This is a genomic window from Ktedonospora formicarum (assembly GCF_016587355.1).
Taxonomy (GTDB): Bacteria; Chloroflexota; Ktedonobacteria; order Ktedonobacterales; family Ktedonobacteraceae; genus Ktedonobacter; species Ktedonobacter formicarum.
The window spans coordinates 208375-235359 of record NZ_BNJF01000004.1 but is presented as its reverse complement, the minus strand read 5'-3'; the positions used below and the strand labels follow the sequence as shown (position 1 = coordinate 235359).

The following is a 26985-nucleotide window of genomic DNA, read 5'->3' as shown; positions in this document are numbered from 1 at the left end:
CTAAAGCAGCGGAGGTTCCAGGGGTTCGGCCCACGCTTCCTGATCTTCTCGCCAAAGGAGAAGATCAGGCTCTAGTGGGAGTTCCCCTGGACTTTCGGGCAGACGCGCTCTGGCTCGAGTCAGACCCAAGCTTCGGGGCAAGACCTGCCCCTCTTTCGCACGTTGGATGAGACGCTCGTGTGCTGCCCGCAGGCGCGCCTCCGCACCTTCCCAATACGAGCGCGTATCGGGCACACGAGGGAGTGGGATTTGCAGGATCAAGATAGGCGGCAAGAAACGCTGAGTAGAGATCGCGTTGCACAGGACCCACACCGCAGGCACACTGATGCCAGCACTCTGAGAGGGGCTTCTTGACCTTTGTGCCACAGCCATGACACCACTGGCTCAGTGCCGTGGTGCGTGTGGGGACGCGCCACCAGGGTGCCGCCCGTGCTTGCAACCCCCAAAGGGGGCACGGCGGTGCGTTTCAACAGTGCTACAAACATCCCTGGGGCTCGCAGTCCCACACTCGTGCCAAATTGCCTCTGCCAGGCCTTGTAAGAGATTTTTTCGAGGATGATGGTCTTGCCCAGTGCCAGTACCTCATGGACCTTACGACCATGCAAGCTCTTACGATGCGCCGCCAGCTTGTGCTCTTTGGTCGCTTTGCGCCGTCGCGTCGCCTGGTAGCGCTTGCTCTGTTTCCACGGTCGCTTCTTGGAGCCCAGCTTCCTGATGCGCCCCTTCTCGTCATAGTGCTCGGGATTGGTGGCTCGCCGCTGCCGATCCATCTGCCGCTGCAGGCGACGAATGACTCTCGCATCAGGAGCCAGTTCCGCACAGAATACCTGCAGACTGGCTTCCCCTTCCTGGGGGACGAGCGCCAGGGTCGATGGGCCAAGATCTCCTCCCACGATGCTCTTGCCAATGATGTGCTTGGGCTTGTGGTGAGGGACCCCTTCCAGGACCAGTTGCACAACGTAGTGGTCCCCCTCGGTATCGGCACCGGCCGCTCTCTTGCTGCTGGCGGGACGCTGGAGGAGGCGAGCGTATTTGATGCGGTGCTTCAAACCATGACACACCACTTCATCCTGCCAATTGATGAGAGCTGGGAAACGATCCCCATTCCAGAGCAGGAACCCTGCGTTTCCCTTCTCGGGTGGTTGAATGACAAAGCGCAGACCGGTATCATTGCGCTTGTTCTCGATGCTGCCGAAGCCTCGCCCTCGGCTCTTGAACCGAACCCGCCTGGCGTTGCCGAGGCAGACACGATTGAGGGCACGGTAGGCGCGGCTCGCCAGGGTTTGGGCGAGCACCGCCTCAATGTGCTCGGCAATCCACCCAACGCGCAAGCCTTTGGCGGCTTGATGGAAGGCAGCTTCGGTGAAGCCATGAGCTGTACGCAAGGCGGAGAAAGACGCCGCCCGCTGAGCCTTGTGGGTACGAGAAAGGGAGCGGGCCTCCTGCCAGGCGGGGTCAGCCCGCATGCAGCGCAGACGTCGTTGCCCCAGGGAGAGCATGGCATTGTAGAGCTGGCGAGCTGCTTCCAGATGAGCGCGCAGGTGCTTGGCCTGCCCCGGATTCACCACGAGGGGCAGTTCCAGCAGGAACGTGGGGGTACGGATGGTGGTCGTTTGTGTGTGGGTGCTTGCAGCCTGACGCTTCATTCTCCCATCTCTCCTGTACATGGCGCTTTGTCCCTAGGCCATATGTTCCATAGAATAGCAGCATGGCGACCTCTCGTCAAGTGCCCAAACATCCGCTGGTGCGAGAATCCGCCCCTGCCCTCAGCCATGCAAGGAACGGCGATGCATCCCTGCCATCAATGAGCAGGGCTTTCTCGCTCGCATTCTTGTAAAAGTTCCCAAAAAAGTTGAGCACGAACGTTGCGATGTCTTCAATAACATTGACAATCGAAATGTCACTATCTCTCGTTTGTGTGAGGATGGCAAGCACCTGCTTAGAGTAGCGATTTTTGCTTGTTAACAATAGCAAATGACACCATCCTCCCGAGGAGGGGCGGGCATAATTGGTAAAGTAGGTGATCTTGCCGTTATAGAGAACTTGCTCTGGATGTATGTTGGCAAGGGAGAGTGAATATTGTCCCCCACTAATGGTTGAGGTCAGATGCTGGAGTGAATCAGAAGTACGAGCGATAAGCTTCCCTTTCTATGAGATCAGCAGAGTGCTATGATTGGGACTGGATCCATGCCACAATACGATCATATGCTTGTTGGATATGGATGAAGCGTTGAGGATCGCCACCTGCATCGGGATGATGCTGTTTGACCAGTTGTCGGTAACGTTGACGAATGCCATCAAATGGTGTTTCTGGCGCGAGGCCCAGTACTTGAAAGGCTTGCCTGACCTGGTCAGGCATGAAAGTTGTTTGCAAACGACGCAGGATCTCAGCATGCATTCTTTTCGTTCGTTCTAGCTCCTCTTGCTTGGCGGCTATATCTGCTTCATGGCGGCGGAGCATGTCTGCTATTTGAGCAGCCCCATCTTCGGCAATTTTTCTGCGCTTTGCTTCTCCTTCAGCGCGAATGCGATCAATTTCCTGGGAGACCTGCCTCGCTTCGGCAATAGCATCGGGGTTAACAGTAAGAGGGCCAAAGAAGAGATATTTGGGCCGGATGGAAAGGAGACGCTTTTGGATGAGAGCACGCAACTCACCTTCTGCAGTGCCTGTACGAAGAGCAGCCTCCGGTATGGTACACCTGGAGCGGTTGGTAAAGTAGGTTCCGGTTGTTGTCACCGCCACCAGAAAGAGACAGAGAAGAAGAATGCTGCCTATCATCGGGTACCTCCTTGCTGTGTTGTGCCTGACGATGATTCTGGCTCTTTCTCTTGGTCAGGATGTGGTTGAACGCCTAGGGAAGAAATCAGAGAGTCGCTATAAACCCGGTTAGACGTCACTCCTACAGAAGCCTCCTCACGTATGGCCAGGATCTCCTCCACAAATTTTGCAAAAGCTTCGTCTTCCGTGAGTTGTTGATAGTCCCCTATGGCAAGCTCATATCGCTTCGTTTCCCTGAACAATTTCCACCGTGCTCGATAGAGGAGCTTCGATTGTGTGCCCAACCCTCCGAAGCGAGTGAGAGCAGCAAAGATGGTCGCAAGAGCGCTGAGAAGAGCAGCTAGCAGTTTATTGTTCTCGGCGAGGAGTAAAGAGATCGGTACGGAGGTGATACAGATCAGGGCCAGGATCTGAAAGCCAATATTTAGCCCCAAATAGAATCCAGCTCGCCTGAGATAATTCGCTGTGAGTTGATCTGTCCATTCCAGAAACTTTTCTTTTTTGGTAGGATCTGGAAGACGCATTATCTTTCTCCTCACTGTTATACATGCAACGCGTACAGGTCTTGGGCTCCTGAGTATTAATGAACTGGTATACTGCGCTAAGAGCTTGGATGATGATAACGAACCAGCCTGTTGAAAAAGTCCAATCAATCTCATAAATTTATCCTTGAAACGCAGAAATTGAGCGGGAATAGCAGCGTGATCCCGTGCTATGCTCATCCATTGGAGACTTTTTCAACAGGCTGGAACGTTTCTACCTCTCCATTTTGGCACGCTAAATAGTGCGGAAGATGCATACAAGCTGGATATGCTTTGTGAGAAGAGAGAGGTTAAAAGGCTTCATATTCTCCTTAGCGTGGTTTTCGTACAGCTACTACTCGACCCCATCTTATGGATGTTCCATAAAACGAAATTGTCGAGCCGTTGTAAAGGCTTTTTCTACGGCTTTGACGCCGCATTCTATTGCAAACAAGGCAATAATGTTCATCTCGCCATTGATAATGTCTGTTGCCTCTCCCCATTTATCATTTGGACCTGGAATGTTGCCCCATATGATCGTGATTGGCTGCTTTGTTTGCCAGGTGAGGTGGGTTGCCTTTGAGCGTTCATCGTATGTCGGTGTTTTGCCTTTAATCTCGACCCAGTGTTGAAATTCTGGGAGATAAAAGTCAGGTAAATACATATGACGTTCATAGCGGTCCTGGTAGGCTCCTCTAATGACATCTGATCGATCGTCATATGTATTTTCATAGAGCGCTTCTTGGACATACTCCCGAAACTCATATTCATCATCGAGCCATGGTCGTTTGCGCCCAAAGTCATAGTGCTGTGGCTCATAGCGCCAAGTTACTGCTAACGTGGTAAAAACAACGGCCCAGCGGGCTTCGATCCGCGACCGAAAATGTTTTCCAGCGTACACCGTCTCTTTGGCTTTGATGAATCCGTAAGTCATGAACCCCTCTTGTTCCGGGCCTGATAGTATAAGGAATGTTGTTGCTCTTGTCTCTCGACCATGCTTTGAGTGAGACGGTGAATGTGTTGAGTATCTTGCTCCACTGTTTCGCGATACAGAGTTTCCATCTGCTGGCGGTGCTTGGGAACAAAGGTTAGGATGGCTTTTACAAGAGCAAATAGACATGCGAGAGTGATGCCTATCCCCAATAGCATGGCGACCCAATAACTCTGTGGACTATTTCCGGCGAGAAGCAATTTGCCAATGAAGAGAAAATATAGGAGAAGCAAGATCAGCGCGAGGAGCCCATACCATCGTATTCCCGGGATAGAAAGTACGAACTTGTGATGAGTTCGCTCAGCTTTGGAGACCTGAATGATCCAACGCTCGATCCGAGAGAGATCAGACAAAGGAGTGTCTTCATGTTCAGGCATAGTCTTTGCACCTTTCCCTTTATGGCTATACATTCTCACTTATTTTAAACTATTCTATGCGAGAGATGCAAAAGCGGAAAAGTGCAGTTAATGGTATTTTTACAACTTATTTCTACTGGACTGCAATTAAGAAGAAAACACTCTTCATGTCATCGGGCAATTTATTCATTGGATAAGAGCACATTATATGGCTAATGCCCACTTCGGGGGCTTACTGCTCGCTTGTCTGGCATAATATTGGGAAGCAGTGATATAGTCCTTTCCAGAAGCGTCTTTCATCACAAGAATGAGGTTATGATGGAAGGGACATCCTTGTTTTCTCTCCCAGAAGGGATGCTCGTCGAGTAGATCCAGATCACCGAAGACAGCCTGGTCGTCGAGGTTGTTGCCACTTCCCCACGTCACGCTGCCCGCTTTGTTACGAAGCATCGGACTCGATCCATTGCCACTATCGCCGGGTTCTGCGTGATGTTCCCTGCGCAGGCCGTCGCGTTCAGTTGGTGCTGACCGTGCGCAAATTTTCCTGTCGTAATCCTCTGTGTCAACGCAAAGTCTTCGCCGAGCGTATCCCTGCCTTTGTGGAGCCATGGGCCAGAGCGACGATCCGTTACTACCAGCACATTACTTCCATCGGACTGGCCACCTGCGGTAAAGGGGGAGCCAGACTCGCTGCTCGTTTGGACATGCAGACCACTCGCCAGACGATCCTACGCCGCATCATGGATCTTCCCGATCTCCCTCCCGGCTCTATCCTCTATCTTGGGATAGAGGATTTTTCGTTTCGACGTGGCTACCGCTTTGGGACGATTCTCGTGAATCTGGAGAACAGGCGGGTCGTGGATCTCCTGCCGGATCGGGAAGCAGACTCCTCAGCAGCCTGGATGCACCAGCACCCAGATCTCATGGCAGTCAGCCGGGATCGGGGTGGTGCCTATGCCTCTGCGGCTGCGCAGGCTGCTCCACAAGCCATTCAGTGTGCGGACAGGTTTCATCTCCTTAAAAATCTCAGAGAGGCTTTGGAGGGGCTTCTCGCGCGTCATCTGGCCACTCAGGAGAAACAAGAGACACAGACCATCCTTGAGGAACAAGTACCAAAGTGGCAACCAAAACAAGCGGTTAGCATTTCTCCGGCACTCTTGCGCCTGCAACAAAGCCGACGAGAGGAACGTCTGGCCCACTATGAGCAAGTGATCGCTCTGTGTAAGCTCGGTCTGAGTCAAGCAGCTATTGCTCGGCAGGTGGGAATAGGCGCGAGCACCGTACAGAGTTGGCTGGCTGCTGGGAAGTTTCCTGAGCGCAAACCACGAGAGCAAGTGTCGGAAAAACCATAAACTCGCCACTTCCGGCGCATAACTTCGCCAGCACTTTGAGCTTAAATGGATGAGTCAATAACGTTTTTCCGGCGTATAACTTCGCCCAAAAGCCAAATTGACCCATAAATAAACCCGCCGTAAGAAACTGCGTACAAAAATTAGCGAAAATCGGGCCAGAATCTTTGTTGACCACCTCTTTTTGGGCGGATAATTGAGTCAAAATGGCAATCAAATGCGCCAACACCTTGTTTTTGATCAGAGAATGAGGTATACACTGGAACAATATCCCTTTCCGATCGCATATCGTCGGGTGGTGAGTTCCTCTCATTGCGCTTGCCATAGCCGCGAGAATGGCGAGAGTAGTTTCCATCGATTGGAGGTAACTCGTGGCTGTCTCATCCCGTTTTCTCCCCTCACCTCTGCTTGCGGCGTACGTTGAGGCTTTCAGCATTTCGGAAGGGGAGACAGAGCTTCCCACCAGGGAACGCTGTCTCCCCAATGGTCTGATGGCGATGGTGATCAATCTGGGCCATGACACGCTTGCCGTCTCCACTCCACGACATGGCGACCAGTTTGAGAGCTTTCATGGCGGCGTACTCCACGGTGCCTTTTCGCAAGTGGCTGTCATTGATACGGCCACCTTGGTTACCACCATCAGCGTCTGCTTCAAGCCAGGTGGTGCGCGCCCGTTTCTGCCGATGCCTGCTACCGAGTTGACCAACCAAGCGGTGGACCTTTCTCACGTCTTCGGCCCTGCCGCCCTTGAGTTGCGCGAGTGCCTACTAAGAGTCCAGACGAACACTGAGAGGATACAGATCCTCGAACGCTTTCTCCTGGGGAGGATAGCCTGGGAACAGACACGACCTTCTGCCGTCACGTTCGCGCTGGCTTCGTTCCAGACAGAATTAAAGGGGCGCCCCATCTCGGAGGTGACCGCACGCCTTGGCGTGAGTCACAAGCGCTTCATCTCCCTGTTCGAGGAAGCGGTCGGACTCACGCCAAAAGTGTTCTGTCGCCTGCTGCGCTTTCAGGAGGCACTACAACGGACCCCAAAAAGGCCACCCGTCCAATGGACAGACCTGGCACTCTCCTGTGGGTATTTCGACCAGGCACATTTCATTCACGACTTTCAGGCGTTTACTGGGATGAGTCCGAGCGTCTACTTGGCGCAGCGAAGTGAACATCACAACCATGTTCCTCTTCCCTGACCTGGGACAAATTTTTACAAGACAGGCCTCTTTTCCTGCGATAGCATAGGTGCTATGCCACTAGCTCAATGCTTCTCGCGCTTCGCGATGGTGATCAAGATGATCTCCCAACAGAGATCCAGATCAGGTCGCGAGGTACGGGAGAAGGCAAGAAACCGAGAAGGAGGAACAAGAGATGACAGAGACAGATGACCAGACACCAGCGGAAAGCGCCAATCTGAGCGCGCTGAGCGATCTGTGCACACCCTGGTGTATCCATGTGGTGGCAACCTTGCGGATCGCGGACCATATCGCCGCTGGCATCACCGCTATCAAGACCCTTGCCGATAAGGCAGAGTGCAATGCCGACTTCCTACAGAGGGTGCTCAGGCACCTGGTGTGCAAGGGCGTCTTTGTCGAGCCAACACCCGGTCAATTCGCGTTGAATGAAGCCGCTCGGGGATTGCTTGGCCCTACGCAGCAATTCCTTGATCTGGGTGGGATCGGCGGTCGCATAGCCTATGCCTGGGGCAGCCTTCTCAGCGCTGTTCGGACAGGCGCTCCCGCCTACCACGAGATTTTTGGCCTGCCTTTCTGGGAGGACCTGCAAGCGCACCCGGACGTTGCGGCGAGCTTTGATGCGCTGATGGGGTCGGCAGGTCACAGCACGCCCAACCCAGAGGTGCTCCTCACGGGAGACTGGGAGGAGGTCAAGACGGTGGTGGATGTCGGCGGTGGAACGGGAGCCTTGCTTGCGGAGATCTTATGTGCCCACCCTCAGATCCAGGGCACCCTGGTCGATTTCCCTGGGACGGTGGCCCGCGCAGGCTCGATCTTGCAGGAGGCTGGCGTGAGTGAACGTGTCCGAACGGTTGGGCAAAGCTTCTTCGACCCGTTGCCGGCCGGGGGGGATCTCTATCTCCTGAAGTCTATCCTCAACGATTGGCCCGACCGAGAAGCACAACTCATCTTGAGCCGTTGTGCCGAGGCAGCACGCCCGAGCGGCCGCCTGATGATCCTGGGCGGGGTGTTGCCAGATGGCAGTGTGAATTCTCTTCTCACACCGGAAATAGTCTTACTTGGAGGCAAGGACCGCACGCTCAACGAGTTTCGAGAGCTTGCCCACCAGGCTGGACTCAAGGTTCAGGCTGTCGGGCAGCTCCCATCTGGTTGCTTTGCTGTCGAGTGCCATCCAATGTGATGCCATTGGCCATCTCACTGGATAATCGCTTGAGAAGCAAGAATGAAAACGGAGCGCCATCGCCGAAAGTGATGGCGTTCTTCTATGATCAAAATTTGACACATATCTTGGAACTCCATCAACTTTGATGAATACAGCCTGTCTGCTTGAAGAGAGAGGTCTCTTTTCCGAGAGGAAAGAAACAAACTGAAGAACGCCTAGACGGCTTGGTAGAGAATCCGTTGGCGGAGGAGGGGAAAGGAGGCTCGCCCGTAGCCCTGGCGTTTGATGAGCTTGAGCCGATGGACATGACCCTCGACGACGCCATTGCTGTAGGGAAGAGTAAGAGCTGCCTGGACAGAAGCCAGATCTCGTTCAATGCCTTTGGCAAATTGGGTGAGTTCAGCAATCTGGCTGTCGCGTACTTGTTTCAGCCAGACTTCTAAACCCGTTCCTGTGCGTTCTCTTGCCATCTTCACAAACGTCTGAACCAATTGATAAGCTGTCTCAAGGGAAGGATGGACCTGCCGGATGAAGGCCACGTGCTCTTGCTCCTTCGGTTTCAACTCGTCAGGAGAGCGGATATAGAGCCAAACCGCTTCCTTGGCCTGGCACTCATCGAATGGTCCTGGAGGAGGGGCCGTCTTTCTTGGGCGGTGCTTTCTCACCACAGGTTCCTCACAATCTGTTTGAGAGGGACGCCACCGATGAAGATAGCGATAGACCGCACGGACGGAGCCAGTGTAGCCTTTTTCGAGAAGTTCCTGGTACAACTTCTCTGCCCGCTGCTCTCCTTCTTCCCAGCGCCTCCACAGATGGGAAGCGTAGGCATCGAGCGGACTGGGGCGTCTGCGTCTGGGAGTGGTTTTCACCCCATCGGCGAGCCATTGGCGAATCGTTCGAGCAGAACACCCTACGCGCGGAGCAATCTCTTCGGGAGAGAGTCCTTGACTCTTGAGAGTGAGTATCTGCTGATAGCGATCCAGTCGCTCTTCCTGGCGGGCCGCTTTAGTTTGCTCTCGAACGGTTTTGCGTGCTCGCCGCTCTTGCCGTCGGGTGTCCCGCGCTTGTTCGCAGGCTTCTCGTTCTTTCCAGCGAGCTTCTTCGAGAGGGTCTTCTTCTCTAGGTGGAGCTTGCTCCTGGGACGTTTTACGGATCTGCGCACGCATCCGTGCTAAAAAAGTGGTGACGTGTTCGCTGAGATTGCGAAGCAGATGCCACCGATCACACACCTGCAAAGCTTGTGGAGCGCCAAGAGTGGCAGCAGTGGCGTAATCTGAGGCCCGGTCGCGGCTAATCACTTCGATGTCTGGATGGGCAGCAAGCCAGGCTGCAACAGTCTCAACTGTCCGGTCAGGCAGCACATCGATCAAATGATGGGTCTCCAGGTTCACGATGATCGTGCCGTAGGTGCGACCACGACGAAAGGCAAAATCATCCAGACCGATCTTCGTGAAGTCCGCTGGTGGAGCGAGAGAGGCGGCCTTCTGGCAGCGTAAGAGAGTAGAAGGTGATCCCTTCATTCCTAAGTGCGGAGCCAGGCGTGAACCCGCTTCGGCACAGGTCGCAAAGCTCAGGACACCCAGTGCCTCTCGAAGCCGATTGGTCATCTGTGCCCAGGGCCGAACCAGTTCAGGGAGCCTTTCGGTAAAAATGCGACGAGTGCAGAGAGCATTGCGGCAAAAGAAGCGGCGCACTGTCAATTTCAGGATGACGAGCTGGCCGACTTCAGGAAGGTCGGCCACGGTTCGCTGGTAATGGCTGTGAATAGATTCTGAAACAGCGGCACAGAGTGGGCAACGAGCAAGAGCAGCGGTGGAGCGAACCGAGATGATGATCTGCTGTTCCTGTCGGCAGATCTGCTCGATCACCAGGCCATCGCTCAAAGGGAGCAAGAGAGACCCTTCCATCTGATACCTCGTCCTTGTGATGAAGAGATTGCATGCACAAATCTCTTAGCGATGAGTATATCAGGATGGGTCTCTTCAAGCAGACAGGCTGTATTCATCAAAGTTGATGGAGTTCCATATCTTCGCCATTTTTCTCTTCTGATCCATATCTCCCCGTTTCGGCGAGGTTATGGTATTTTTGACAGTTACATGTGGAACTATTGCTTTCTGCGGATTTTGATTGCCACTGGTTTGTCCAGATCTCACGTTCAGATGGATACGTCACCCATCAAATGCGTTTGCCAGATATCCCGAAAGGTTTGGTCTGGACTGTACAAGAATGGCTTGGATCTGGTCAAACCATTGCGATCTACGCTTCCTCACATCGAGACACTGATGAAGATTTTATCAGTTTGCAAGTCAATGGAGACGCAACGCGCCTGGTGATGGAGTCAATAGAAAATGAGATAGAGTTAATAGATTTTCAAGCGACTATTGCTGATCCACCACCCTTGAAGCAGCGCATTGCCATGTAACATGATGCTTCCTACTTGAGGCTATTGTTGAGAGTGAAGAGAGCATTCGTTACAACCTGGTGGGACAGATCTGCAATGATGATTGCTCTCTTCACTCTCGCTTATGCCATCGGTTCATAGGTGTTCCCTATATTGCGAAAACGCATTTGCAGTCCATCAACACTCACCACAAGATCAGGATGGTAGGCATCGCCTGAGAAGGTCAGCGTTACGGGTGCAAGATCTGCTCCTGATCCAAGCAGGCGTGGCCCTAGGAGCAGATGGGTGTGCTCTGTATCTCCTCCTGGTATCTCAAAGATATACACCTTCCCTTTGAGATTGATTGCCGTGAAGTGGGTTGGGATCGATGTATCGCGCTCGTGCCCCACAAAATGATCGATCTGGGTAGTGCGCGGCCGACCGTATTGGAGATCATCTTTGAGTGTTATGCCCCGCTCCATCAGAAATTGCGTGCCGATGGCAAGGAGGAACGCGCAGAGCATTCCTATCCCTATCAATAATGGCCAGAAGCTGTGTTGCTTTCGCACTTTCGTGTGCGAGGGGAAAGCGGCCCGATGTTGCCAGGGAGGAACGTCGGCCGCTGACAGTGGTCGCGACCTGATCTTTGTCAGTTGAGACGCACGCGCGACCTGTACCTTCCCTGCTTTCTGTGTCTCGCTTACGGGGTGACGGCGAATGACCAGGCTTCGAGGCGCGAGACGAGTTTCCCCTTCGATGGAGACAGGCATGGCAACCCTCCTTCAATCTGTAAGGCACAACAAAAACAAGGATAGAAATAAAAGGGTCTGAAGGATGAGAACCATGAGATGGGTGATCTGGGAGAAGCATACCTGATCCAGGGGAGTGGAGACAACCCAGTTATCCACGAACTTTTCCAAGTGGGTGTGGAGAGATTGTGGATAATTCAAGAAGGAAAAAGTGCAATCGTCATGGGTTAGATCTGTGCGCTATGCGTTCGATGTGACGTTTCCGGTTGTTTTTAGAGAACGACCGCGCATTTCAATTCTCGCTATCACAGAAACCTTCTGTTGAGATCACTGAAAAAAAGAAATGTTAGTGATCTCAACAGAAGGTTTCTTGACTCGTGCATAGAAGAAAATGACACTCGCCTACTTCTCAAAAGTGGGAAATTTTACGCCCCTGCGCCTGACACAATGAGGTCCCCCGATGCACCATCAAAAAGCATAAAGCCATGTGTGAGTGCTTTTCTTGGATGTGTGTTGGTATCCGGAGTAACTGAGTTCGTCATCACAGGATTTTGAGCCATATCGGAAGGGACACCCTGAAATTCAACATAACATACAATTGCTGCAGTATCTTCAAACGTTGCCTCTATTTTTTTTGTTGCATCTTGAGGTGAAATGAAAGAGACTGTGTAGGGAAGCAAATTCTCCCCATAATGGTCTTTCAGATACGTATCGACTTCTGATTTTCCATACGTTGGCAATGCATTTATTTGCAATTTCTCTTGCGCTGGTATGATAGCAGGCTGGCGCCCAAGAGGGGTTGTGTGGGCAGGAGGCGTAAACCCATGAGGTTGAGGCAAGCTTCCACCTTGAACAACCAGGTTCGTCCCAAGCACTAAAACGACAAGTAATAAAGCTACTATCAAGCCAATGCCTGCAACACGTGGACTGAGTTTCATGCCATTTCTCCTTTTTTACACGAATGAGAGCGTAAATCATTGCTATCAAGCTTGCAATCATATTGCCTTTCGTTTAATTTGCAACAGTACGTAGAGCACGCGATTCCTCTTGGCATATATTCCTTTAAACGTGTGTATAGAAGCTTCCACCTGTACTTGAGGAGGAGGGAGGAGGGCTCCATACACCCGTCACTTGGCTATCACTATGAGTTGCCCCATTTTGGAATTGATAATAATAACCGTCGTTGTTTGCATTACGATATTGATTTTGTGTGAAGTAGATGTCAGCGTCCTGAGTTGAGTAACCAGAATAGTAGACTCTCTCCCCTATTTCGATATCATTTGGAAGCCCTGAACTCGTGCTGAAATGAGCTGGGAAACAACATGGTATCCAGCTAGAGGCATTACCTGTAATGGCAGCATGCCATGTATTTGTTGAACCGCTTGAGGTGTATATAGCGATATAGGCGTCGTGGTTGAAGTCACCGCTGGGACCAGACTTTAAACCAGAAGAAGCATATTCTAGAACCTGAGTTGAGGTCGTATATCGCCAAAACCAGTATTGATAATTGTGGTTGTGATCAACACGATAGCCAGCCTCGACATAGTTTCCACCTTGAGAAAAATCGATGCCATCTCCAACTAATAAGGTCACGCTAGTCATGGCAGTGCCTCCTCCATAATTACTTCCGGCATGGAGTTGGACCACTGAGACCTGTGTATAGCCCCCATGCACAAAAATATCATGATTGTACCAACTATTGATTCCTTGGCAGTATGTGCATTGAGTCATTGTTGTTGCAGCTTTTGCTTCCTTATAAAATAGAGAGATGCTGATGGAAAAAACAATCGCCGCTAACACAATGGGAAGGAAAAGGAGATACCACTCATTGGGGGAGGAAGCAATTTCTTGCCTGGGAACAGAAGGAGTGTTTTTCTTTTCTTTTTTGGAGTCGTCTTTGTGCTCTTTTGTCATGCGACACTGAATCCTTTCCAAGCTAATGCAGTCTTTGCCTTTTTCGTGGAATCTGGACCAACTCGTGGTGCAAAAAGAGGTTTTATCTCTTATGAATGTTTAAAAGTTACCTTCTCCTCTCTTAGCACATAACCAAACAAAAATGTGATTGTTTTAGCTACCGGATATAAACCTTATGGTAGGCAAGCAGTAAAGTATTCTATGTACATAGAATACTTTTTATTTGAAAAAAACTGCAAGTAAAATACGTATAATTCTACTTGCGTATAAAATTCTTTTTGCTTGTTTTTATTAACTATGCTCGTAAACCTGAACATAAGAAGGATGGTAGGTGGCCCTTGAGCATTAACCGTACGAAAAAATACACTAAGATCTTGGATGGCAAAAACGATCGACCGTTATCGCAATTCAAGCTCAAAAAATCTTACTGCACAAAATTGTCAGGATCTTAGTCCACCCTCTACAACGCTAAGCGCTTAGCGTTGTAATCCGATATGTTAATACTTGAGGGCCATCGCTCTGTGAAATATCCTTCTCTTTCCCTTGGTAGGCTAGCATACGGGTGCTATACTATGAAGTCGATAGGCTGGCTGTACGCAGGGGAATAAGGGTTCATGAGTTGATCGATGAGGAACGAGCTAGCCGCCAAAGAAGAAGGTGGTACTCAGTATGGAAAATACATCTGATTTTAACAAAGGGAATGACCTTCGCAAGCTTGGACAACTTGAGGAAGCACTGGCTATGTACGAACAGGCGATCCAACTAGAACCCACGAAGGCTGATGCTTATACTCACAAAGGGAATGTCTTTGACGAGCTCGGACGGCTAGAGGAAGCATTGGCCGCGTATGAGCAGGCGATCCAGCTGGAACCCATGGATGCTGGTAACCATTATAACAAAGGGAATGACCTCCGCAAGCTTGGGCGGCTAGAGGAGGCGTTGGCCGCGTATGAGCAGGCGATCCAGCTGGAACCCATGGATGCTGGTGACTATCATCGCGCAGAGCATTTCCTCCTGAAGCCCACACTTGCTCGGTCCCCATTTGCCGACGTCTATAACAACAAAGGGACTGTTCTTGAGGATCTTGGGCGGCTAGAGGAAGCGTTGGCCGCGTATGAGCAGGCGATCCAGCTGGAACCTACGCACGCTCAAGCTCCTCATAACAAAGAGCGTGTCCTCAACAAGCTTGGGCGTCATGAAGAAGCATTGATGGTCTATGAGGAAGCGTTGCACCTCAATTCTCAGAATGCAGACTACTGGTATAACAGAGGGAATGCGCTGTCTCGGCTCAAACGCTATGAGGAGGCCCTGCATGCCTTTGAAGAGTCACTGCGTCTTGATCCAGTAAAAAAAGAAGCATGGACCAATAAGGGCATTGCGCTTGATTATCTGCAACGCTATGAGGAAGCGCTGGCAGCTTATGATCAAGCCCTTCAGCTTGATCCGTTGCATGTGAATGCCTGGTACAACAAAGGGATTATCCTTGGTTTCCTTCAACGTCATACGGAGGCGTTAGTAGCTTTTAAGGAGGCGTTGCGCCTCAATCCTGATAGCGCAGATACCTGGTATAGTATGGCGAGTCCCCTGAAAGCACTCAATCGCTATGAGGAAGCGTTAGCAGCCTATGACGAAGCGTTGCACCTCAGCCCTGATGATGGGGATATCTGGTATGACAAAGGGCGTTTGCTGCGTACCCACGGGCGTCTGGAGGAAGCGCTGAATGCCTTTGAAAAGGCGTTGCGCCTCAATCCCCAAGATGTGGATGCTTGGAAACAGAAAGCACATGTTCTCGACTCCCTGGACCGCCATGAGGAAGCACAGAGGGCCAGGGAGGAGGTGTTGCGTCTCAATCCGCATGATACTAAAGCCTGAAAGCTGATATTCCCACGGATTGCGCACCAAAGTGTCTACTTGTCAACCCCTTGGGAGGCGGCGAGCCGCAGGCGAATCCGCGCATCCTTGTGAGCTTGAGGCTTGGGAGAGGTTGCTGAAATGCCAGTTCCAGCCAGGAGCGTGCAACAAACGATCCCGAGAGCAGCGACCCTTGACTGGGGTGGGAAAACTGGCAGAGCGAGAGCGAGCGGGAGATGGGAACGCTCTAGGCCCTCGAGTATTAACGGACCGGATTACAACGCTAAGCGCCTAGCGTTGTAATCCGGTCCGTTAATATTCGAGGGCCAGTAAGTAAAGCACATGCAGATCTTTTAAGTTGGGCCTGTGAAAGAGGATACAGAACAGCGTCAAATTATGATTTGACGCTGTTCTGTGCTATACTGCTCATGGGACTCACGCTCACGGGATGCGGTCCCTTGAACAGCTAAGAGCCAAAAATAACAGCGTCAAATATAGGTGTGCCACAAAGAGGGCTGGAGGACCGCCCAAGGAAGGATACTCATATGACCAAAGCGACTGCGCGTATTCACCCCATTCGCCCTCAGACTGAGCAAGAGGCAGCGCTCGCCTTCAAGACGATCGTCGACCTCTGGAAAGATCACCTTACACAGGAGGACCGATCCAAGGGGACGATCAAGCAGTATCGTCATGCACTGATGAACTTTGCGGGCTGGTATGAAGCATATGAAGGGATACCTCTGCAGGTCAAAGATCTGACTCCCATGGCCTTTATCGCCTATAGAAATGAATTGCAACATGAGCAACGCTTGGCGCCCGCGACCATCAATATGCGCCTGAATGCGTTGCGCACCTGGTGCGGGTGGTTGGTTGAAAGGCATGAGCTTCTCATGGACCCTGCTGCTCGCGTGAAGCTGGTGAGCGGTGGGACCATCTCCAAGCGAGAGGGCCTTACCAATACACAAGTCAATGCCTTGCTGCGCCAGGCAGAGCGCTCACGCGACCATGAACGCAATTACGCCATTCTTCAGGTGTTACTCCAGACGGGCATGCGCCTGAGCGAATGCGCAGCGCTGACCTTTGGGGATATTGTCTATGGGGAGCGTAGTGGAATAGCGACCGTCCGTCACGGGAAAGGGAACAAAGCTCGATCCGTTCCTTTAAATAGCAGCGCACGTGAGGCACTTGTCCCAATAGTGGCGGAACGCCTCGAGGTCGCCGAGCCTACGATCAAAGCCGTGGCCGCAGCCTGGTCTAAAGCACGTGAGCTGACTGTACTGCCCATCTGGGAAAGCCAGAAGGGGGCAGGCTCACCACCTCAGCCATGGGGCAGATGATTGGCGAACTTGTGGAGGCAACAGGCAGGGACCGTGTGCCACCTGAGACGAGTGCTCACCACTTGCGTCACACCTTTGCCCGTCGCTATCTTGCCCAATACCCTGACGATATCGTAGGCCTGGCAGAGCTGCTGGGACACAGTTCCCTGGAGACCACCAGGCTGTATACGAAGCCGACGGGCAAACAGCTTTCTTCTCGGGTGGAGCAAATCGATATTAATGCCTATTCGTGAGCGCATAGGGTATTGTTCGCAAACGAATGATGCGTTGATTATTCACTTTGCTCTCTTTGCTTGATACATTCGTCTACGCGTGGTCATGTGTAGCTACACGCTGCATGCCACGCAGTGGTAATCTTGTCGCCCCAATAAGCAAAAAACCGATGATGCAAGACCAGAATCCAAGCCCACTTCCATTGATCAAGATGCTACGCCACCACCCTATTTGAGCATAATTAAGCCATGAAAGGATGAAAATGATTCCCATCCAGAGAAGGCCTATTTGGCCGATATTGTTGTACAATCGATGAGGAGCAATCCTTTGATGACGCCACAATGTCCACATTTCTCCTCCTACCTCAAAAATGATAAGTGCAGCAAGGAGCCAAAGAGGAAGAGTCACAAGGAATGCTCCGAGTTGAGGGCTCGGTTGAGTGATGAAGGGAAAGATCATGAGATTCCACGCAGAGGGGCCGTTTAAAAGATTCCACGCAGAGGGGCCGTTTAAAAGATTCCACGCAGAGGGCCGTTTAAAAGATTCCACGCAGAGGGGCCGTTTAAAAGATTCCACGCAGAGGGGCCGTTTAAAAGATTCCACGCAGAGGGGCCGTTTAAAAGATTCCACGCAGAGAGGCCGTTTAAAAGATTCCCGTGATTATTATAAGGAAGAACGTACAAGGGTAAAAAGAAAAAGCCAATCAGAAGGAGAAGGTTGCCGAGAAAAAGGAGGGCAATGTTTGTTCTCTTGTTCATGATATCTCCTCAGTGGTGCATCTGCCAAGCTATGGTAAAAGAGAAACATCCTAACAAAGAGATGTTCCATGCCAAAGATGCTCTTCCAGGTGGCTCAGATACTACATAGTAAGTGTCCCTCAGTGATCATCCCTGCCTGCACCACACTCAGCTTCGAGACGTGCCGGTAAGGCAAAATGCAGATCTGAATAGCAAACATGCATAAAGAGTCTCCTTACCCTCCAACCACGTTCCAATCCATCTCGCCTTCTCCCCTAGCCCACCGCTTTCCAGTATTGGGGTGATAACATTTTTTCGTGCCATTTTTCCCGGCTTCGGCCCCTATGAGCTTTGTTCGCGAAGTTGGCGTTTGGTAATGTAGGTATTAAGCGCGTGATGGTTCGTATATCCCAAAAAGGTGGCGATTTTACGTACCGAGAGTCCCAACTTGAGAAGTTCTTGGATGCGCGTCAGATCGGCGTCAAATTTGCTTTTCTGGAGTGTGCCCCTCGGTTTGCCCAACGTGATGCCCTGTTTCTTTTTGGCCGCCAATGCCTCTTTAGTCCGCAAACTGATCATATCTCGTTCTAACTCTGCAAAGAGCGAAAAGAGGGTGATAATGATTTTGGAATGCATATCATGTTGGGAGATATCCAGGTTCTGCTTGAGGATGATCACCCTGATATTGCGCGCGACCAGTTCATTGACTAGGGCGATGACTTCCGCTGTGCTGCGGCCCAGACGAGAGAGCTCAGTGACAATCAGCATATCAGAGTCGGCTAGCATCTCCAGGACTTCTTCAATGCGCCGCTGCTTCTTCGTTTTGCGTGACGACATGGTGATTTCGACAAACTCGTCTATCTTCACCTCTTTTTTTCTGGCCCATTCCAGGATCTCCAGTTTTTGGTTGTTGAGATCCTGCTTATCGGTGGATGTCCTCAAATACGCGATGGTCTGGCTCATTTTTGAGCTGTCTCCTCTTAACCTGCTTTCTCCCACAAAACCTAGACAATCTGTCTAGGTGATACCAAGTATAACACAGGCCAAATTGTCTGTGTGATAATGGCTGTTATGGCATAGACAGGGCCGGCCCGGTTTCGGCTCATTCTCGACGTTTCTCCTACTTCTGCGCCTCTTCCATTGTGTGTGATTCACTTCTCCCTTTCTTCGTGTGATGCAACAACAACACCCAGCGCTCCTTCCTCTGACGAAAAAGCAGGAAGGAGCGCTGGGTCAATGAGATGGAAGATGAGGTTCAATACGGGAGCTTGCCTCTTCTGGACAGCTCAGATGGAGGTGTCATCGCAGACGCTTGCCAATGGGTGTCTGGGTGAGGCAGGTGACGAGTTGTGGTTGTGGCTTGAGCCCGCCGCAAGAGATGATGAAAATTGGTTCGACCCCATACCATAGGCATGGAAATGCCTTCCCACTGCGCAAGACGCTCCAGAAGGGGAAACGGAGGGTCGATGAATGGTGCGCCCGGAGCAGAAGGGTAGGCTTGCCGAAACAGCCCAACGGGATCAAGCCCATAGACGCGACAGAACGAGACATACAAGGTTGCCGTACAGGCATCGCAACTAGGATCATAGAGACGTCGCACGGTAAACGGGCGCGCCGAGAAAAAGCCTTTCTGCTCCAGATCGTGAAGCAGTTGCTCTTCATCGTAGGCGGGTTTGATCCCGTCATGAAAGCGAACGCCACCAGGAAGTTTGTGCTTGATCTCCACCTGATAGTGTCCCGTAGGGAGCCAGCGGCTATTGATGAGCACATTCTCATCGATCTGGACCAACTGCGCCTTTCGCCCAGGCTCCTCAACCAGATACAAGAGCGTTCTCATACTCGTCCTCCTTGCTGACGAGCGGTCACTTCCGCCGCTCGAAGCACGATGCTAGCCACGAGCTGGGGTAGGCGAAAAAGCAACCCATTGAGTAGCACCTCGTTGGGATTAAAGCTATTCCTGATCCCGAAGCAGAAGTATCCAGGAGAGACACGCTCTCGCCCATACGGGCTGGTTGCATCAGGACGATGTGCTTCTCCATCGTAATCCATGTCTACCGCTCCCAGGTAGTGGTTATTGACGTGAAGGCCCATTTCCTCCAGCAAGGAGGCTTGTGGTCCATAGCCAATGAGGGTGTACAGTTCATCGCAGGTGATCTCCTGTTGCGAGCCATCCTCACAGGTGGCTTGTATGGTCTGGTGCCCTCGCTGCCAGGCCGTGACATGGGAAAGAATGTGCCCTCCATCACGAGCTTCACGAAATGCCTGATCGACTTCTGCAAGGTCTCCGGCGACTCGCAGCAAGTGTGTGCGCTCAATACTCCGGTAGAAGTGGTACGTCGTGCCATGATGCTCGACCCGCTGTGTCGGGTTCGCCAGAGAGACATCGGGATAATGGGTCAGGACTCGGTAGCCAATGTGTGCTCCTTGTCGGTTCCAGCGCTGGATTTGTGAGAGCATGGCGAAGGTGGCATTCGAGAGCCCAACAAACACAAGCTCTTTCCCATGCCATCTGCGCACCTCTGTTTCGGTCAGCGTATGCTGCCAGCGCCTCCCCGCTTGTTCTGGTGTGACATCCGTGTGCATCTTGCCAGGACGATGTGGGTGTAGTGGCTCTCCGACTCCGATGGCATTGATGACGATAGGGACCACCATCTCCTGCTCTCCTTGTCGGTCGCGATAATAGATTCGGTGGTTCAGGTCGCCAGGAATGATGCCATAACAGGTTCCTTGATGAGCGGGAGGGAACGGCCTGGCAAGCGCATGTAAAAAGGTGAGCACCTCTTCTCCACGTCCAGGGGCTGCTCCCAGCGTCTGTTGATGGAGCGCCACTGGGAAGGGGTTCGCGCGAGTAGCGTCTCTGAGCGCGTCTGTACGCCAAACTCCGCCAAGGAGCTCCTCTTTTTCCAGGATGCGGACCTGCGTAAAACCGCAGCGCCGTAAGGCATGCGTCAGCAGAAGCCCTGCGGCCCCTGCTCCGATGATGATGGGTACCTGCGCAAGTGCGGTCCCGGTGACAGCGAGGGTTCCATGCCAGTACGCACTGGCGGCTCCTCGCCAGATGAAGGGACGCATCCCTTCCTGCTGGTGCTCTGGGCTCTCCGTAATGGCAACATCGATCAGGCGATTTTGCACACGGTTGCCTTCATAGGTGAGAGGAAGCGATGCCTGGGAAGCAGAGGCAACGACAGCGAGCCGTTGTTTGATCATGGTTGCCTGCTGCATGGTTCCCCATCCATTGAGGTGATGGAGCCACCCTTGCAAGAGGGATGGTGGCAAAGAGGCAAAGGTCTGTGCTGCATGGGCACTCGTTCCTTTCTCAAGGAGTATCTGATGCACCAGGGAAACAAAGAGGTCTTCATCAGATGGGCACCATGTTTTGAGGGCCGCAATAGCAGGGATCGTAAGAGAAAAGCCTTCATTCATACCACAAGATTCCTTTCACATAAGAAAGCCCCTGACCTCACACGATGATGAAGCCAGGGGGCTTGGAAAACAGTTCTCCCTTAGAGGGACAGCTCACGAGAGCCAGCGCACAGAGCGCAAGAACGATAGATGCAGGAAGCACCGAATGAGCGCATCTGGTTCCTGCATCCACCTGCTTAGGAGTACATGATGTATTGCAGAAGGCAGAACTAGATGCGCCAGATGCCAGGCGGCAGTCCAGCGGACCAGCGCATGCCTATCGCACAGCGCTGTTTCGAGCGCGGCAAGCAGATCGGACTCATATCCCTGGCACGCCACCAATGCCTCCAATGAGGCACTGCGAACGAGGGGATGATGCAGCCACCGCGTGCTCAGAAGGACCACTTCTGCCTCTGGACGCAGGCTGTGCCCAATGAGATGGAGTGCTAATACTCGTTGAGGCACATCGGCATGCATAGCAATCGCATCCAATCGCTCGAAAGGAAGCAGATGTGCAAGAGGCAGCTGCAGTTGCGCGCTGATGGATCTGACGATGGCGTCGAGATGGTGAAGCTGCGCAAAAAGCCAGGGCACAGGTCTCCAATGCGGCTTGAGGCGGGAAAGATGCGACAGCAGGCGAAGCATTTCTTCTGCTTCCTCCCCGGCTGATGAGAGCAAGGGCGCAAAGTAGTACATTGCTCGTTGTTGCTGCTCACGAACGGACGATGGAAGCCCCTCCAGAGGCAGATGGAAGAGTGCGTCAAGCCCTTGCGTGCGATGGCGCATCGCCTGCTGATGCAGCGGGCTCTCCGCCGCCTGCTGCTGCCAGTAAGTCAATGCTTCACGAGTGAAGGTCAGCCAAAGTGGCTCTCCCAGCATCTCTGGCGTCAAAATGAGTTGCCCCAGGAATCTCATGATTGCTGGAGACCGCGTTGGATTATCCATCTCCGTCTGCTCGATGAGCAGCACTGGTGGCAACGGCTCCCCATTAGCGGGGTAATGCATGGTGCCCAGCCTGATGTGTGGTGGTTCCGCGAGCATAGAGAAGTCGTCTGATCCTGCGACAAAGTGTGTCTGTGGGCTCTCTTGCGGGATCGAGGCCGCAGAGAGCTCCACGGCGAGATGTGTATGCAACAGCGTACAGTGCATGGAAGGTTCCTTTTCTGCTGGTAGAAAAAAAGCCAACCTCGTGAGGGGTGAACCTTGAGGCTGGCTGGTTGTGGGAAGGAGAAGAAAAAAATCACTGTTGATGTGGTGCGGATGCCTGAAGCCGCTCCAACACATTCACCAGGGCATCGGCACACTCCTCATCCTGTGAATCGTGGCACAGCACCCGCCACAGATCATCGAATGCCGCACCCCAGGAGCCGAGTTTCATATACAGGAGCCCGCGAACCTTATAGAGCCGGTTGTTCGCGGGATCAATGGCGATGGCCTGGTGCAGAGCCAGAAGCCCACGGTGCTGGCATCCCATCGTGGTGAGCACGACGCCTCGTTGGGCATAGAGCTCTGCCAGCGTTGGTCGATAGGTGGAGGTGCTCTCCATCTCTAGGGAAAGCACCTCCAGGGCTTCGGTCAGCAGAACGTGTGCCTCCTGCCAGCGAGACAGACTGATGAGTGTGGAGACCATCACCCACACGAGCACGGGATACGCGATATGGGCTTGGAGCGTGGCGTCGCGTTGGTAGGCTTGCAACACTGTTCCCAGATGCTCAGATGCCAGGAGATACTGCTCCTGGACCATCTCCAACAGCCCAAGAAGCAGTGTTGCGAGTGTCTGCATCAGGTCAGAGGCATGATGCAAGAGCGGCAGAAGCTCATGGCGAGCCAGGGTCTCTTCTCCCAGGAGCGCATATGCTGCCCCCCGCGTGAGATGGCGTGTGGCCTCGGTGGAGGGAGAGACCATGGGCTCGTGAGCGTGCTGAAGCAGGGTGTGCAGTGCCGTGTGGTTGACCTGTCCCGAAGCCGAGAGGGCCACGAGGACCTCTTGGAGAGGGTGATCAGGTGAGAGCGGGAAGATGGATACCAGGACATATCCCAGATGGGTTGTGTCTTGCATGAAGACACTCCTTTCATAAGGCTACAGACCCTAAGGAGCAGGCCACGTGCTGAGGGGACCTGAGCCTTGGGTCACGCAGTGGATGGTGTCTGTAGGAACAAGATCAGGCTTGGCGGAGACACTCCTGAAGGGTGCGAAGGCGTGCGTGGGTCTGCTGTGCAAGCAGGACCCGCAGCAAGGCTCGCTCTTTCTGAAGGGGGGATTGCAATGCCACCTTTTCCTCGCTATCTTGCTGTGTGTCCTCAAGCCACTCGATGGCGTCATCGTAGCGTTGAAGCAGTGTCGAGCCCTGGCGTTTGCTCATCCATGCGATGAGTGTGGGGACCAGCAGGTGTGTTGTAATCTCTGCTCCGTGTGGCGGCAAAGGTGTAGAAAGTGCCCGCATCTGTGTCTCTGCCAGACGCAGAGCATGTCTGCCCTCAGCCTCATCGCTGAGTGTGATGGCGTTTATGGCACGTAATACCAACAATGAGGGGTCCCCAGGTCGCCACACGAGCGCCTCTCGGCATCTGTGGTAGGCATCCACAGAGGGGTTGAGCAGAGTTTGGGCAATACAACGACAGAGTATGGCAGTGCCAGGGTGAAAACCGACTCGTTGCATGATGGCCTCATCGTGTGAGAAGGCTCGATGTTGGAGTCCAGCATGCCAGCGGGAAAGCGCTTCTTGGGGTTTGCTCTGCTCGCACCACAGGCAGGCAAGCAACACATGCGCAAGCCTCAAGGTAGATTGGAGTTGATGTGCGGCGTCCTGCAGGAGCGATTTGAGGACATCCTGCGCCCGTTGTTCCTCAGAGAGCAGGAGCAGAGCAGCGGCCTGTTGCAGCGGTGTGCTGTCAGCGCCTGTGGCAAGCGTTCGCAATGCCTGGTATCGTTGCTCAGGATCTGACACATCCTGCATGGCCCGACAGATTGGGGCCAGTGGATGCGCTTGGTGCATGGCTGGCAGAAACAACTGCATGAACACGGTCATAAGAGTGGATGTATGCATCGGTGCATCTCCTTTGTGCAGAAAAAAGACCCTCGCTCCCTCCTCTGGAAAAGAAGAGAAGACGAGGGTCAAGAATAGACAGATGTGAGAGGGTGTTTTCTACGGCCAATCGGTCAGCCGTTGTAAGATGGCACAATCACAGGAAATGTGGTGTGCCCGTAGATGGGCGAGGTAGGCGTCGGCCTCAAGCCCGTTCTGTTCAAGCCAGCGTTGGGTATGTTCGAATGTATGGGCACAGGTGTAGTGGACGCCTGAGAGCGTGTGCCGCTCTTTGCATCGTTCCTGGAGCCAGGTGAAGAGGACATCAAATGTTGCTTGGCTGAGAAAGGGTGGTACCTTATTGCTCATACGCTCCTCCTTGTACGGGCTGCTGGGACGCTTGCGCAGAGCCTTCATGCCACAGCAGTTTTCCCTGGGCCATGGTGTGCAGAATTTGAAGCTGTCGATAGGCGCGATGGTGGCTGGTTCGTGCGGGTGGTTGTGGCAGGGGAACCCCGATGTGGGAGCACAGGGTTTCCAACCCATAGCCGATCTCGCCAAAGTACGCTCCACAATGGGGACGAAGCGACGCTCCAAGCATGGTCAGTGGGACAAGCTGGCGGCGTCGGGCCTCATCCATGAAGCGATCTCGATAGGGTTCAAGCAGAAAACTGATCACATACCGGCCTGTGAGGGTGGTTTGAATGTGTGACCAGACAGTCTCCAGAGCGGATGCGGTGGCAAGTTGTGCCTTTGTGATCCCAGCCAGGTCGAGTGCGACCTGTGACGGTACGTGTGGTGGATGCACGAGAAGATCGTCCACAAGTTGTCCCACCCCATTCAGCAGGGTCACCCGAAGGATGAAGGCTGAAGTGGACAGGTTGGTCATATCGAGTTCCAGGATAGCGAGATTGGGGAGGGCAAGCACGCCTCTGGCCCATTCAATCTCCTGGCTGGATGGGATATGGGGCAGGGAAGCCATGGCCTGGTAGAGAGCGGCAATGTCCTGTTTTGCCCGCTGAGGAAGTTGAGCCAGCAGGTCGTTGATACGCCGCCGTCGCTGCTCGCAGGATGCAAGTGGCGCGCGTTCATGAGGAGCAAGTATCTCATGGCTCTGCCGCTCTTCGAGGAGCAGCCGACGGATGGTTTCTACGGTCTCATGAAATGACATACGTGTTGATTTCTCCTTGAGCACAAGCACCTCACCATGATGGGGATGGCAAGCGAGTATCTCGAATCCTACAATCAGGGACTCACAAGATAGACCCTCTTGCGTTGCCCCTCACGGTGAGGTATATTGTGCTCATACATGAGAAGACCTGTTGGTGCAGGTCCTCCCATACACTAAAGTCCCCTCAAGGGTGCGTTTGCAACACTTTGCCCTTGAGGGGACGTTTTATTGTTACGAGGGATTCTCAAGAACGCGCTGTGTCTCCTGCTCTAAGAGCAGAAGTTGATGGCGAACCTGAGCCAGGGTCTCTGCTTTGACGTGATAATAGGCGTACCTCCCTTGTTTGGTCACCCCAACAAGACCCACCTCACGCAAGATGCGCAAGTGCCAACTGATCGTTGGTTGTGTGAGCGTGCAGCGTTTCACCACCTCCGAGACACAGAGGGTTCCATGTACCTGGGCCAGGATCTGTAACAGGTGGAGTCGAACCGGATCTGCCAGGGCTTTCAATTGCCTGGCGGCGCGATCCATTTCCTCGTTCATCCTGTCGTCATGGTCCTGCTCTCCAGACGCGGGGGTGGTCATCGATGTGGGAAGGAGGATAAGTTGGGGTAGTTGTTCATCATGGTTCATCGGTGAGAATTCCTTTCTCAATCTCGCAAATTTCACTTCGATGTCGTGCTCATAAAGCATGTCTGCTGGTGGCCCACGACATCGAAGCACGTGAGGAATGATCAAAGGGGCCTCTCCTTTCAGAACACAACAATACCCTGGTGAGACAGACTCACCAGGGCGATACAACAAGGCACTATGAAGGGCACATGGTGCCTGAGAAGACACGTAGTAGTTTAGTTTAGTTGCACCCTTTAATGGGTGCTGTACCTCTTCATGGATGAAACCACTGTTCGCTCAGTTTGCCCAACGGTTACCGGAGGTAGTACGTGAGCACGACATCCTCACGGTTATGCCCAAGCGCTCGTGAGACGGCCAGCACTGCCTCATGATCTACGGAGCCTGCAGGCAGACGACCCAAGGTGGGAGGCAAAGGGCGACCCGATAACTGTTGATAGAGAGCCTGTGCATAGCGGCGGCGATGGGCGTGGATGTCCAGGTGTGACGGGAGCCGGGGAAAAATCCGCTCTTCATCAGCGCGCCCCTGCACGACTGCCTGTATCTGACTCTCCTTCCCAGCAAGAATTGGGACATAGCGCGTTTTTCCTCCTTTCCCACGCCAGACCCACACCTGGATGCGCCCATCAGGTAGCAGAAGCACATCCGATACACGAACCTCTCGCGCCTCTCTCCGCCTTAGCCCTGTGGCATCCAGAAACGTGAGCAAGGGCTGCCAGTTGGCTGGTTGGAACGACGCCACACGCTGCTCAGGCTGACGTGAACGACGAATAGCATCCCGTCTGCGCGCTGGCAGCGTCACATGTTGAGCCAGCGTTGGTGTTGAGAAGAAGAGGCGCAACGCACTCCGCTCGGTGGCAAGCGTCCATGGGCTATAGCCCTTTTCGACACGCTCACGCAGGTAGGCGCACGCCAGTTCCTCAGCACGCCGATCGATATCCTGTAAGCGGCTGAGATGATAGCATGCACGTACCCAGTTGAGGAACTGCAGCACCTGTTCCTGGTAGACGGAGCGTGTCTTGTACGACAAGATCCTGCCTGTAGAGAACGCCCAGGTCGATTCCCCAGATCGACGGCGGCGCGCTTTGGCCTCTCCCCGACTCTCTCCAATTGCCATGAGGCTGTCGAAGCGCTCCAGGGCTTCCTTGATCAGGCTTTTTCGATGCGCACGTCCCATGATGATTCCCTCCTGTTCTGGAAAAAATGGGCAGAGCAAGGCTCGCC

25 protein-coding genes and 2 pseudogenes are annotated in these 26985 nt (G+C 53.0%); 7 read left to right on the top strand and 20 right to left on the bottom strand.

Going from position 1 to position 26985, the window contains the following annotated elements; genetic code table 11:
- The 5 genes and pseudogenes from K3T82_RS32635 to K3T82_RS32615 form a co-directional block, all read right to left on the bottom strand.
- Window positions 1-1646: pseudogene (locus K3T82_RS32635) on the bottom strand (nuclease/transposase family protein).
- Between the two features lie 521 nt (window positions 1647-2167).
- Window positions 2168-2779, bottom strand: a complete 612-nt coding sequence (locus tag K3T82_RS32630) for a DnaJ domain-containing protein (RefSeq protein WP_220197713.1) — start codon at window positions 2777-2779, stop codon at window positions 2168-2170.
- On the bottom strand, window positions 2776-3303 hold the full coding sequence (locus tag K3T82_RS32625) for a hypothetical protein (RefSeq protein WP_220197712.1): 528 nt from the start codon (window positions 3301-3303) through the stop codon (window positions 2776-2778). The genes K3T82_RS32630 and K3T82_RS32625 overlap by 4 nt, the downstream gene beginning before the upstream one ends.
- A 367-nt stretch (window positions 3304-3670) precedes the next feature.
- Window positions 3671-4234 carry a hypothetical protein gene (locus K3T82_RS32620; protein WP_220197711.1) on the bottom strand — a complete coding sequence of 188 codons (564 nt, stop codon included), beginning with the start codon at window positions 4232-4234 and terminating at the stop codon, window positions 3671-3673.
- Complete coding sequence (locus K3T82_RS32615; protein ID WP_220197710.1) at window positions 4231-4668, bottom strand: hypothetical protein; 438 nt, start codon at window positions 4666-4668, stop codon at window positions 4231-4233. The genes K3T82_RS32620 and K3T82_RS32615 overlap by 4 nt, the downstream gene beginning before the upstream one ends.
- Window positions 4669-5016: 348 nt before the next feature.
- On the opposite strand from K3T82_RS32615, the pseudogene K3T82_RS32610 reads away from it, so the two are divergent.
- From K3T82_RS32610 to K3T82_RS32600, 3 genes and pseudogenes are all read left to right on the top strand, one after another.
- Window positions 5017-5963, top strand: a pseudogene (locus tag K3T82_RS32610) (ISL3 family transposase); the annotation flags it as partial.
- Between the two features lie 404 nt (window positions 5964-6367).
- A complete protein-coding gene (locus tag K3T82_RS32605) occupies window positions 6368-7189 on the top strand; it encodes a helix-turn-helix domain-containing protein (RefSeq protein WP_220197709.1) in 822 nt (273 codons plus the stop codon).
- A 175-nt stretch (window positions 7190-7364) separates the two neighbouring features.
- On the top strand, window positions 7365-8369 hold the full coding sequence (locus tag K3T82_RS32600; protein WP_220197708.1) for a methyltransferase: 1005 nt from the start codon (window positions 7365-7367) through the stop codon (window positions 8367-8369).
- A gap of 197 nt (window positions 8370-8566) precedes the next feature.
- Here K3T82_RS32600 and K3T82_RS32595 read toward each other — a convergent pair whose 3' ends face one another.
- A complete protein-coding gene (locus K3T82_RS32595; RefSeq protein WP_220197707.1) occupies window positions 8567-10258 on the bottom strand; it encodes an ISL3 family transposase in 1692 nt (563 codons plus the stop codon).
- A gap of 191 nt (window positions 10259-10449) precedes the next feature.
- Between K3T82_RS32595 and K3T82_RS32590 the strand changes: the two genes are divergently transcribed.
- Entirely contained in the window at window positions 10450-10773 is a 324-nt protein-coding gene (locus tag K3T82_RS32590) for a hypothetical protein (protein ID WP_220197706.1), read from the top strand.
- A 101-nt stretch (window positions 10774-10874) separates the two neighbouring features.
- Here K3T82_RS32590 and K3T82_RS32585 read toward each other — a convergent pair whose 3' ends face one another.
- The 3 genes from K3T82_RS32585 to K3T82_RS32575 form a co-directional block, all read right to left on the bottom strand.
- Window positions 10875-11501 carry a hypothetical protein gene (locus K3T82_RS32585; protein ID WP_220197705.1) on the bottom strand — a complete coding sequence of 209 codons (627 nt, stop codon included), beginning with the start codon at window positions 11499-11501 and terminating at the stop codon, window positions 10875-10877.
- A gap of 404 nt (window positions 11502-11905) precedes the next feature.
- A complete protein-coding gene (locus tag K3T82_RS32580) occupies window positions 11906-12418 on the bottom strand; it encodes a hypothetical protein (RefSeq protein WP_220197704.1) in 513 nt (170 codons plus the stop codon).
- Window positions 12419-12542: 124 nt separating this feature from the next.
- A complete protein-coding gene (locus K3T82_RS32575; RefSeq protein ID WP_220197703.1) occupies window positions 12543-13394 on the bottom strand; it encodes a hypothetical protein in 852 nt (283 codons plus the stop codon).
- A 669-nt stretch (window positions 13395-14063) separates the two neighbouring features.
- Between K3T82_RS32575 and K3T82_RS32570 the strand changes: the two genes are divergently transcribed.
- The 3 genes from K3T82_RS32570 (at window position 14064) to K3T82_RS32560 (ending at window position 16815) form a co-directional block, all read left to right on the top strand.
- Entirely contained in the window at window positions 14064-15266 is a 1203-nt protein-coding gene (locus K3T82_RS32570; protein WP_220197702.1) for a tetratricopeptide repeat protein, read from the top strand.
- A 524-nt stretch (window positions 15267-15790) separates the two neighbouring features.
- Window positions 15791-16582: a tyrosine-type recombinase/integrase gene (locus K3T82_RS32565; protein ID WP_220197701.1), complete on the top strand. Its 792-nt coding sequence runs from the start codon at window positions 15791-15793 to the stop codon at window positions 16580-16582.
- On the top strand, window positions 16579-16815 hold the full coding sequence (locus K3T82_RS32560) for a tyrosine-type recombinase/integrase (protein ID WP_220197700.1): 237 nt from the start codon (window positions 16579-16581) through the stop codon (window positions 16813-16815). Before K3T82_RS32565 ends, K3T82_RS32560 begins: the two co-directional genes overlap by 4 nt.
- 489 nt (window positions 16816-17304) lie before the next feature.
- Here the strand turns inward: K3T82_RS32560 and K3T82_RS32555 are convergent, their stop codons facing one another.
- From K3T82_RS32555 to K3T82_RS32505, 11 genes are all read right to left on the bottom strand, one after another.
- Window positions 17305-17553, bottom strand: a complete 249-nt coding sequence (locus K3T82_RS32555; RefSeq protein WP_220198376.1) for a hypothetical protein — start codon at window positions 17551-17553, stop codon at window positions 17305-17307.
- A gap of 321 nt (window positions 17554-17874) precedes the next feature.
- On the bottom strand, window positions 17875-18495 hold the full coding sequence (locus K3T82_RS32550; protein ID WP_220197699.1) for a recombinase family protein: 621 nt from the start codon (window positions 18493-18495) through the stop codon (window positions 17875-17877).
- A 292-nt stretch (window positions 18496-18787) separates the two neighbouring features.
- Complete coding sequence (locus tag K3T82_RS32545; protein ID WP_220197698.1) at window positions 18788-19369, bottom strand: hypothetical protein; 582 nt, start codon at window positions 19367-19369, stop codon at window positions 18788-18790.
- On the bottom strand, window positions 19366-20955 hold the full coding sequence (locus K3T82_RS32540) for an NAD(P)-binding protein (RefSeq protein WP_220197697.1): 1590 nt from the start codon (window positions 20953-20955) through the stop codon (window positions 19366-19368). The genes K3T82_RS32545 and K3T82_RS32540 overlap by 4 nt, the downstream gene beginning before the upstream one ends.
- A gap of 93 nt (window positions 20956-21048) precedes the next feature.
- Window positions 21049-22083: a HEAT repeat domain-containing protein gene (locus K3T82_RS32535; protein ID WP_220197696.1), complete on the bottom strand. Its 1035-nt coding sequence runs from the start codon at window positions 22081-22083 to the stop codon at window positions 21049-21051.
- A 91-nt stretch (window positions 22084-22174) separates the two neighbouring features.
- Window positions 22175-22993, bottom strand: coding sequence for a tetratricopeptide repeat protein (locus K3T82_RS32530; RefSeq protein WP_220197695.1), 819 nt, complete (start codon window positions 22991-22993; stop codon window positions 22175-22177).
- A gap of 103 nt (window positions 22994-23096) precedes the next feature.
- The gene (locus K3T82_RS32525; protein WP_220197694.1) at window positions 23097-23981 is read right to left on the bottom strand and encodes a hypothetical protein; all 885 of its coding nucleotides are present in this window, start codon (window positions 23979-23981) and stop codon (window positions 23097-23099) included.
- Window positions 23982-24080: 99 nt separating this feature from the next.
- The gene (locus tag K3T82_RS32520; protein WP_220197693.1) at window positions 24081-24329 is read right to left on the bottom strand and encodes a DUF2695 domain-containing protein; all 249 of its coding nucleotides are present in this window, start codon (window positions 24327-24329) and stop codon (window positions 24081-24083) included.
- On the bottom strand, window positions 24319-25131 hold the full coding sequence (locus K3T82_RS32515; protein ID WP_220197692.1) for a 3'-5' exonuclease family protein: 813 nt from the start codon (window positions 25129-25131) through the stop codon (window positions 24319-24321). The genes K3T82_RS32520 and K3T82_RS32515 overlap by 11 nt, the downstream gene beginning before the upstream one ends.
- A gap of 231 nt (window positions 25132-25362) precedes the next feature.
- A complete protein-coding gene (locus K3T82_RS32510) occupies window positions 25363-25764 on the bottom strand; it encodes an ArsR/SmtB family transcription factor (protein WP_220197691.1) in 402 nt (133 codons plus the stop codon).
- Window positions 25765-26056: 292 nt separating this feature from the next.
- Window positions 26057-26938: a site-specific integrase gene (locus tag K3T82_RS32505; protein WP_220197690.1), complete on the bottom strand. Its 882-nt coding sequence runs from the start codon at window positions 26936-26938 to the stop codon at window positions 26057-26059.
- Window positions 26939-26985 lie beyond the last annotated feature (47 nt).

Bases quoted from the DNA above. Each gene is read 5' to 3' on its own strand.
- K3T82_RS32630 (WP_220197713.1), bottom strand. From the start codon at position 2,779: ATGATAGGCAGCATTCTTCTTCTCTGTCTCTTTCTGGTGGCGGTGACA.
- K3T82_RS32625 (WP_220197712.1), bottom strand. From the start codon at position 3,303: ATGCGTCTTCCAGATCCTACCAAAAAAGAAAAGTTTCTGGAATGGACA.
- K3T82_RS32620 (WP_220197711.1), bottom strand. From the start codon at position 4,234: ATGACTTACGGATTCATCAAAGCCAAAGAGACGGTGTACGCTGGAAAA.
- K3T82_RS32615 (WP_220197710.1), bottom strand. From the start codon at position 4,668: ATGCCTGAACATGAAGACACTCCTTTGTCTGATCTCTCTCGGATCGAG.
- K3T82_RS32600 (WP_220197708.1), top strand. From the start codon at position 7,365: ATGACAGAGACAGATGACCAGACACCAGCGGAAAGCGCCAATCTGAGC.
- K3T82_RS32595 (WP_220197707.1), bottom strand. From the start codon at position 10,258: ATGGAAGGGTCTCTCTTGCTCCCTTTGAGCGATGGCCTGGTGATCGAG.
- K3T82_RS32585 (WP_220197705.1), bottom strand. From the start codon at position 11,501: ATGCCTGTCTCCATCGAAGGGGAAACTCGTCTCGCGCCTCGAAGCCTG.
- K3T82_RS32580 (WP_220197704.1), bottom strand. From the start codon at position 12,418: ATGAAACTCAGTCCACGTGTTGCAGGCATTGGCTTGATAGTAGCTTTA.
- K3T82_RS32575 (WP_220197703.1), bottom strand. From the start codon at position 13,394: ATGACAAAAGAGCACAAAGACGACTCCAAAAAAGAAAAGAAAAACACT.
- K3T82_RS32570 (WP_220197702.1), top strand. From the start codon at position 14,064: ATGGAAAATACATCTGATTTTAACAAAGGGAATGACCTTCGCAAGCTT.
- K3T82_RS32565 (WP_220197701.1), top strand. From the start codon at position 15,791: ATGACCAAAGCGACTGCGCGTATTCACCCCATTCGCCCTCAGACTGAG.
- K3T82_RS32560 (WP_220197700.1), top strand. From the start codon at position 16,579: ATGATTGGCGAACTTGTGGAGGCAACAGGCAGGGACCGTGTGCCACCT.
- K3T82_RS32555 (WP_220198376.1), bottom strand. From the start codon at position 17,553: ATGAACAAGAGAACAAACATTGCCCTCCTTTTTCTCGGCAACCTTCTC.
- K3T82_RS32550 (WP_220197699.1), bottom strand. From the start codon at position 18,495: ATGAGCCAGACCATCGCGTATTTGAGGACATCCACCGATAAGCAGGAT.
- K3T82_RS32545 (WP_220197698.1), bottom strand. From the start codon at position 19,369: ATGAGAACGCTCTTGTATCTGGTTGAGGAGCCTGGGCGAAAGGCGCAG.
- K3T82_RS32540 (WP_220197697.1), bottom strand. From the start codon at position 20,955: ATGAATGAAGGCTTTTCTCTTACGATCCCTGCTATTGCGGCCCTCAAA.
- K3T82_RS32535 (WP_220197696.1), bottom strand. From the start codon at position 22,083: ATGCACTGTACGCTGTTGCATACACATCTCGCCGTGGAGCTCTCTGCG.
- K3T82_RS32530 (WP_220197695.1), bottom strand. From the start codon at position 22,993: ATGCAAGACACAACCCATCTGGGATATGTCCTGGTATCCATCTTCCCG.
- K3T82_RS32525 (WP_220197694.1), bottom strand. From the start codon at position 23,981: ATGCATACATCCACTCTTATGACCGTGTTCATGCAGTTGTTTCTGCCA.
- K3T82_RS32520 (WP_220197693.1), bottom strand. From the start codon at position 24,329: ATGAGCAATAAGGTACCACCCTTTCTCAGCCAAGCAACATTTGATGTC.
- K3T82_RS32515 (WP_220197692.1), bottom strand. From the start codon at position 25,131: ATGTCATTTCATGAGACCGTAGAAACCATCCGTCGGCTGCTCCTCGAA.
- K3T82_RS32510 (WP_220197691.1), bottom strand. From the start codon at position 25,764: ATGAACCATGATGAACAACTACCCCAACTTATCCTCCTTCCCACATCG.
- K3T82_RS32505 (WP_220197690.1), bottom strand. From the start codon at position 26,938: ATGGGACGTGCGCATCGAAAAAGCCTGATCAAGGAAGCCCTGGAGCGC.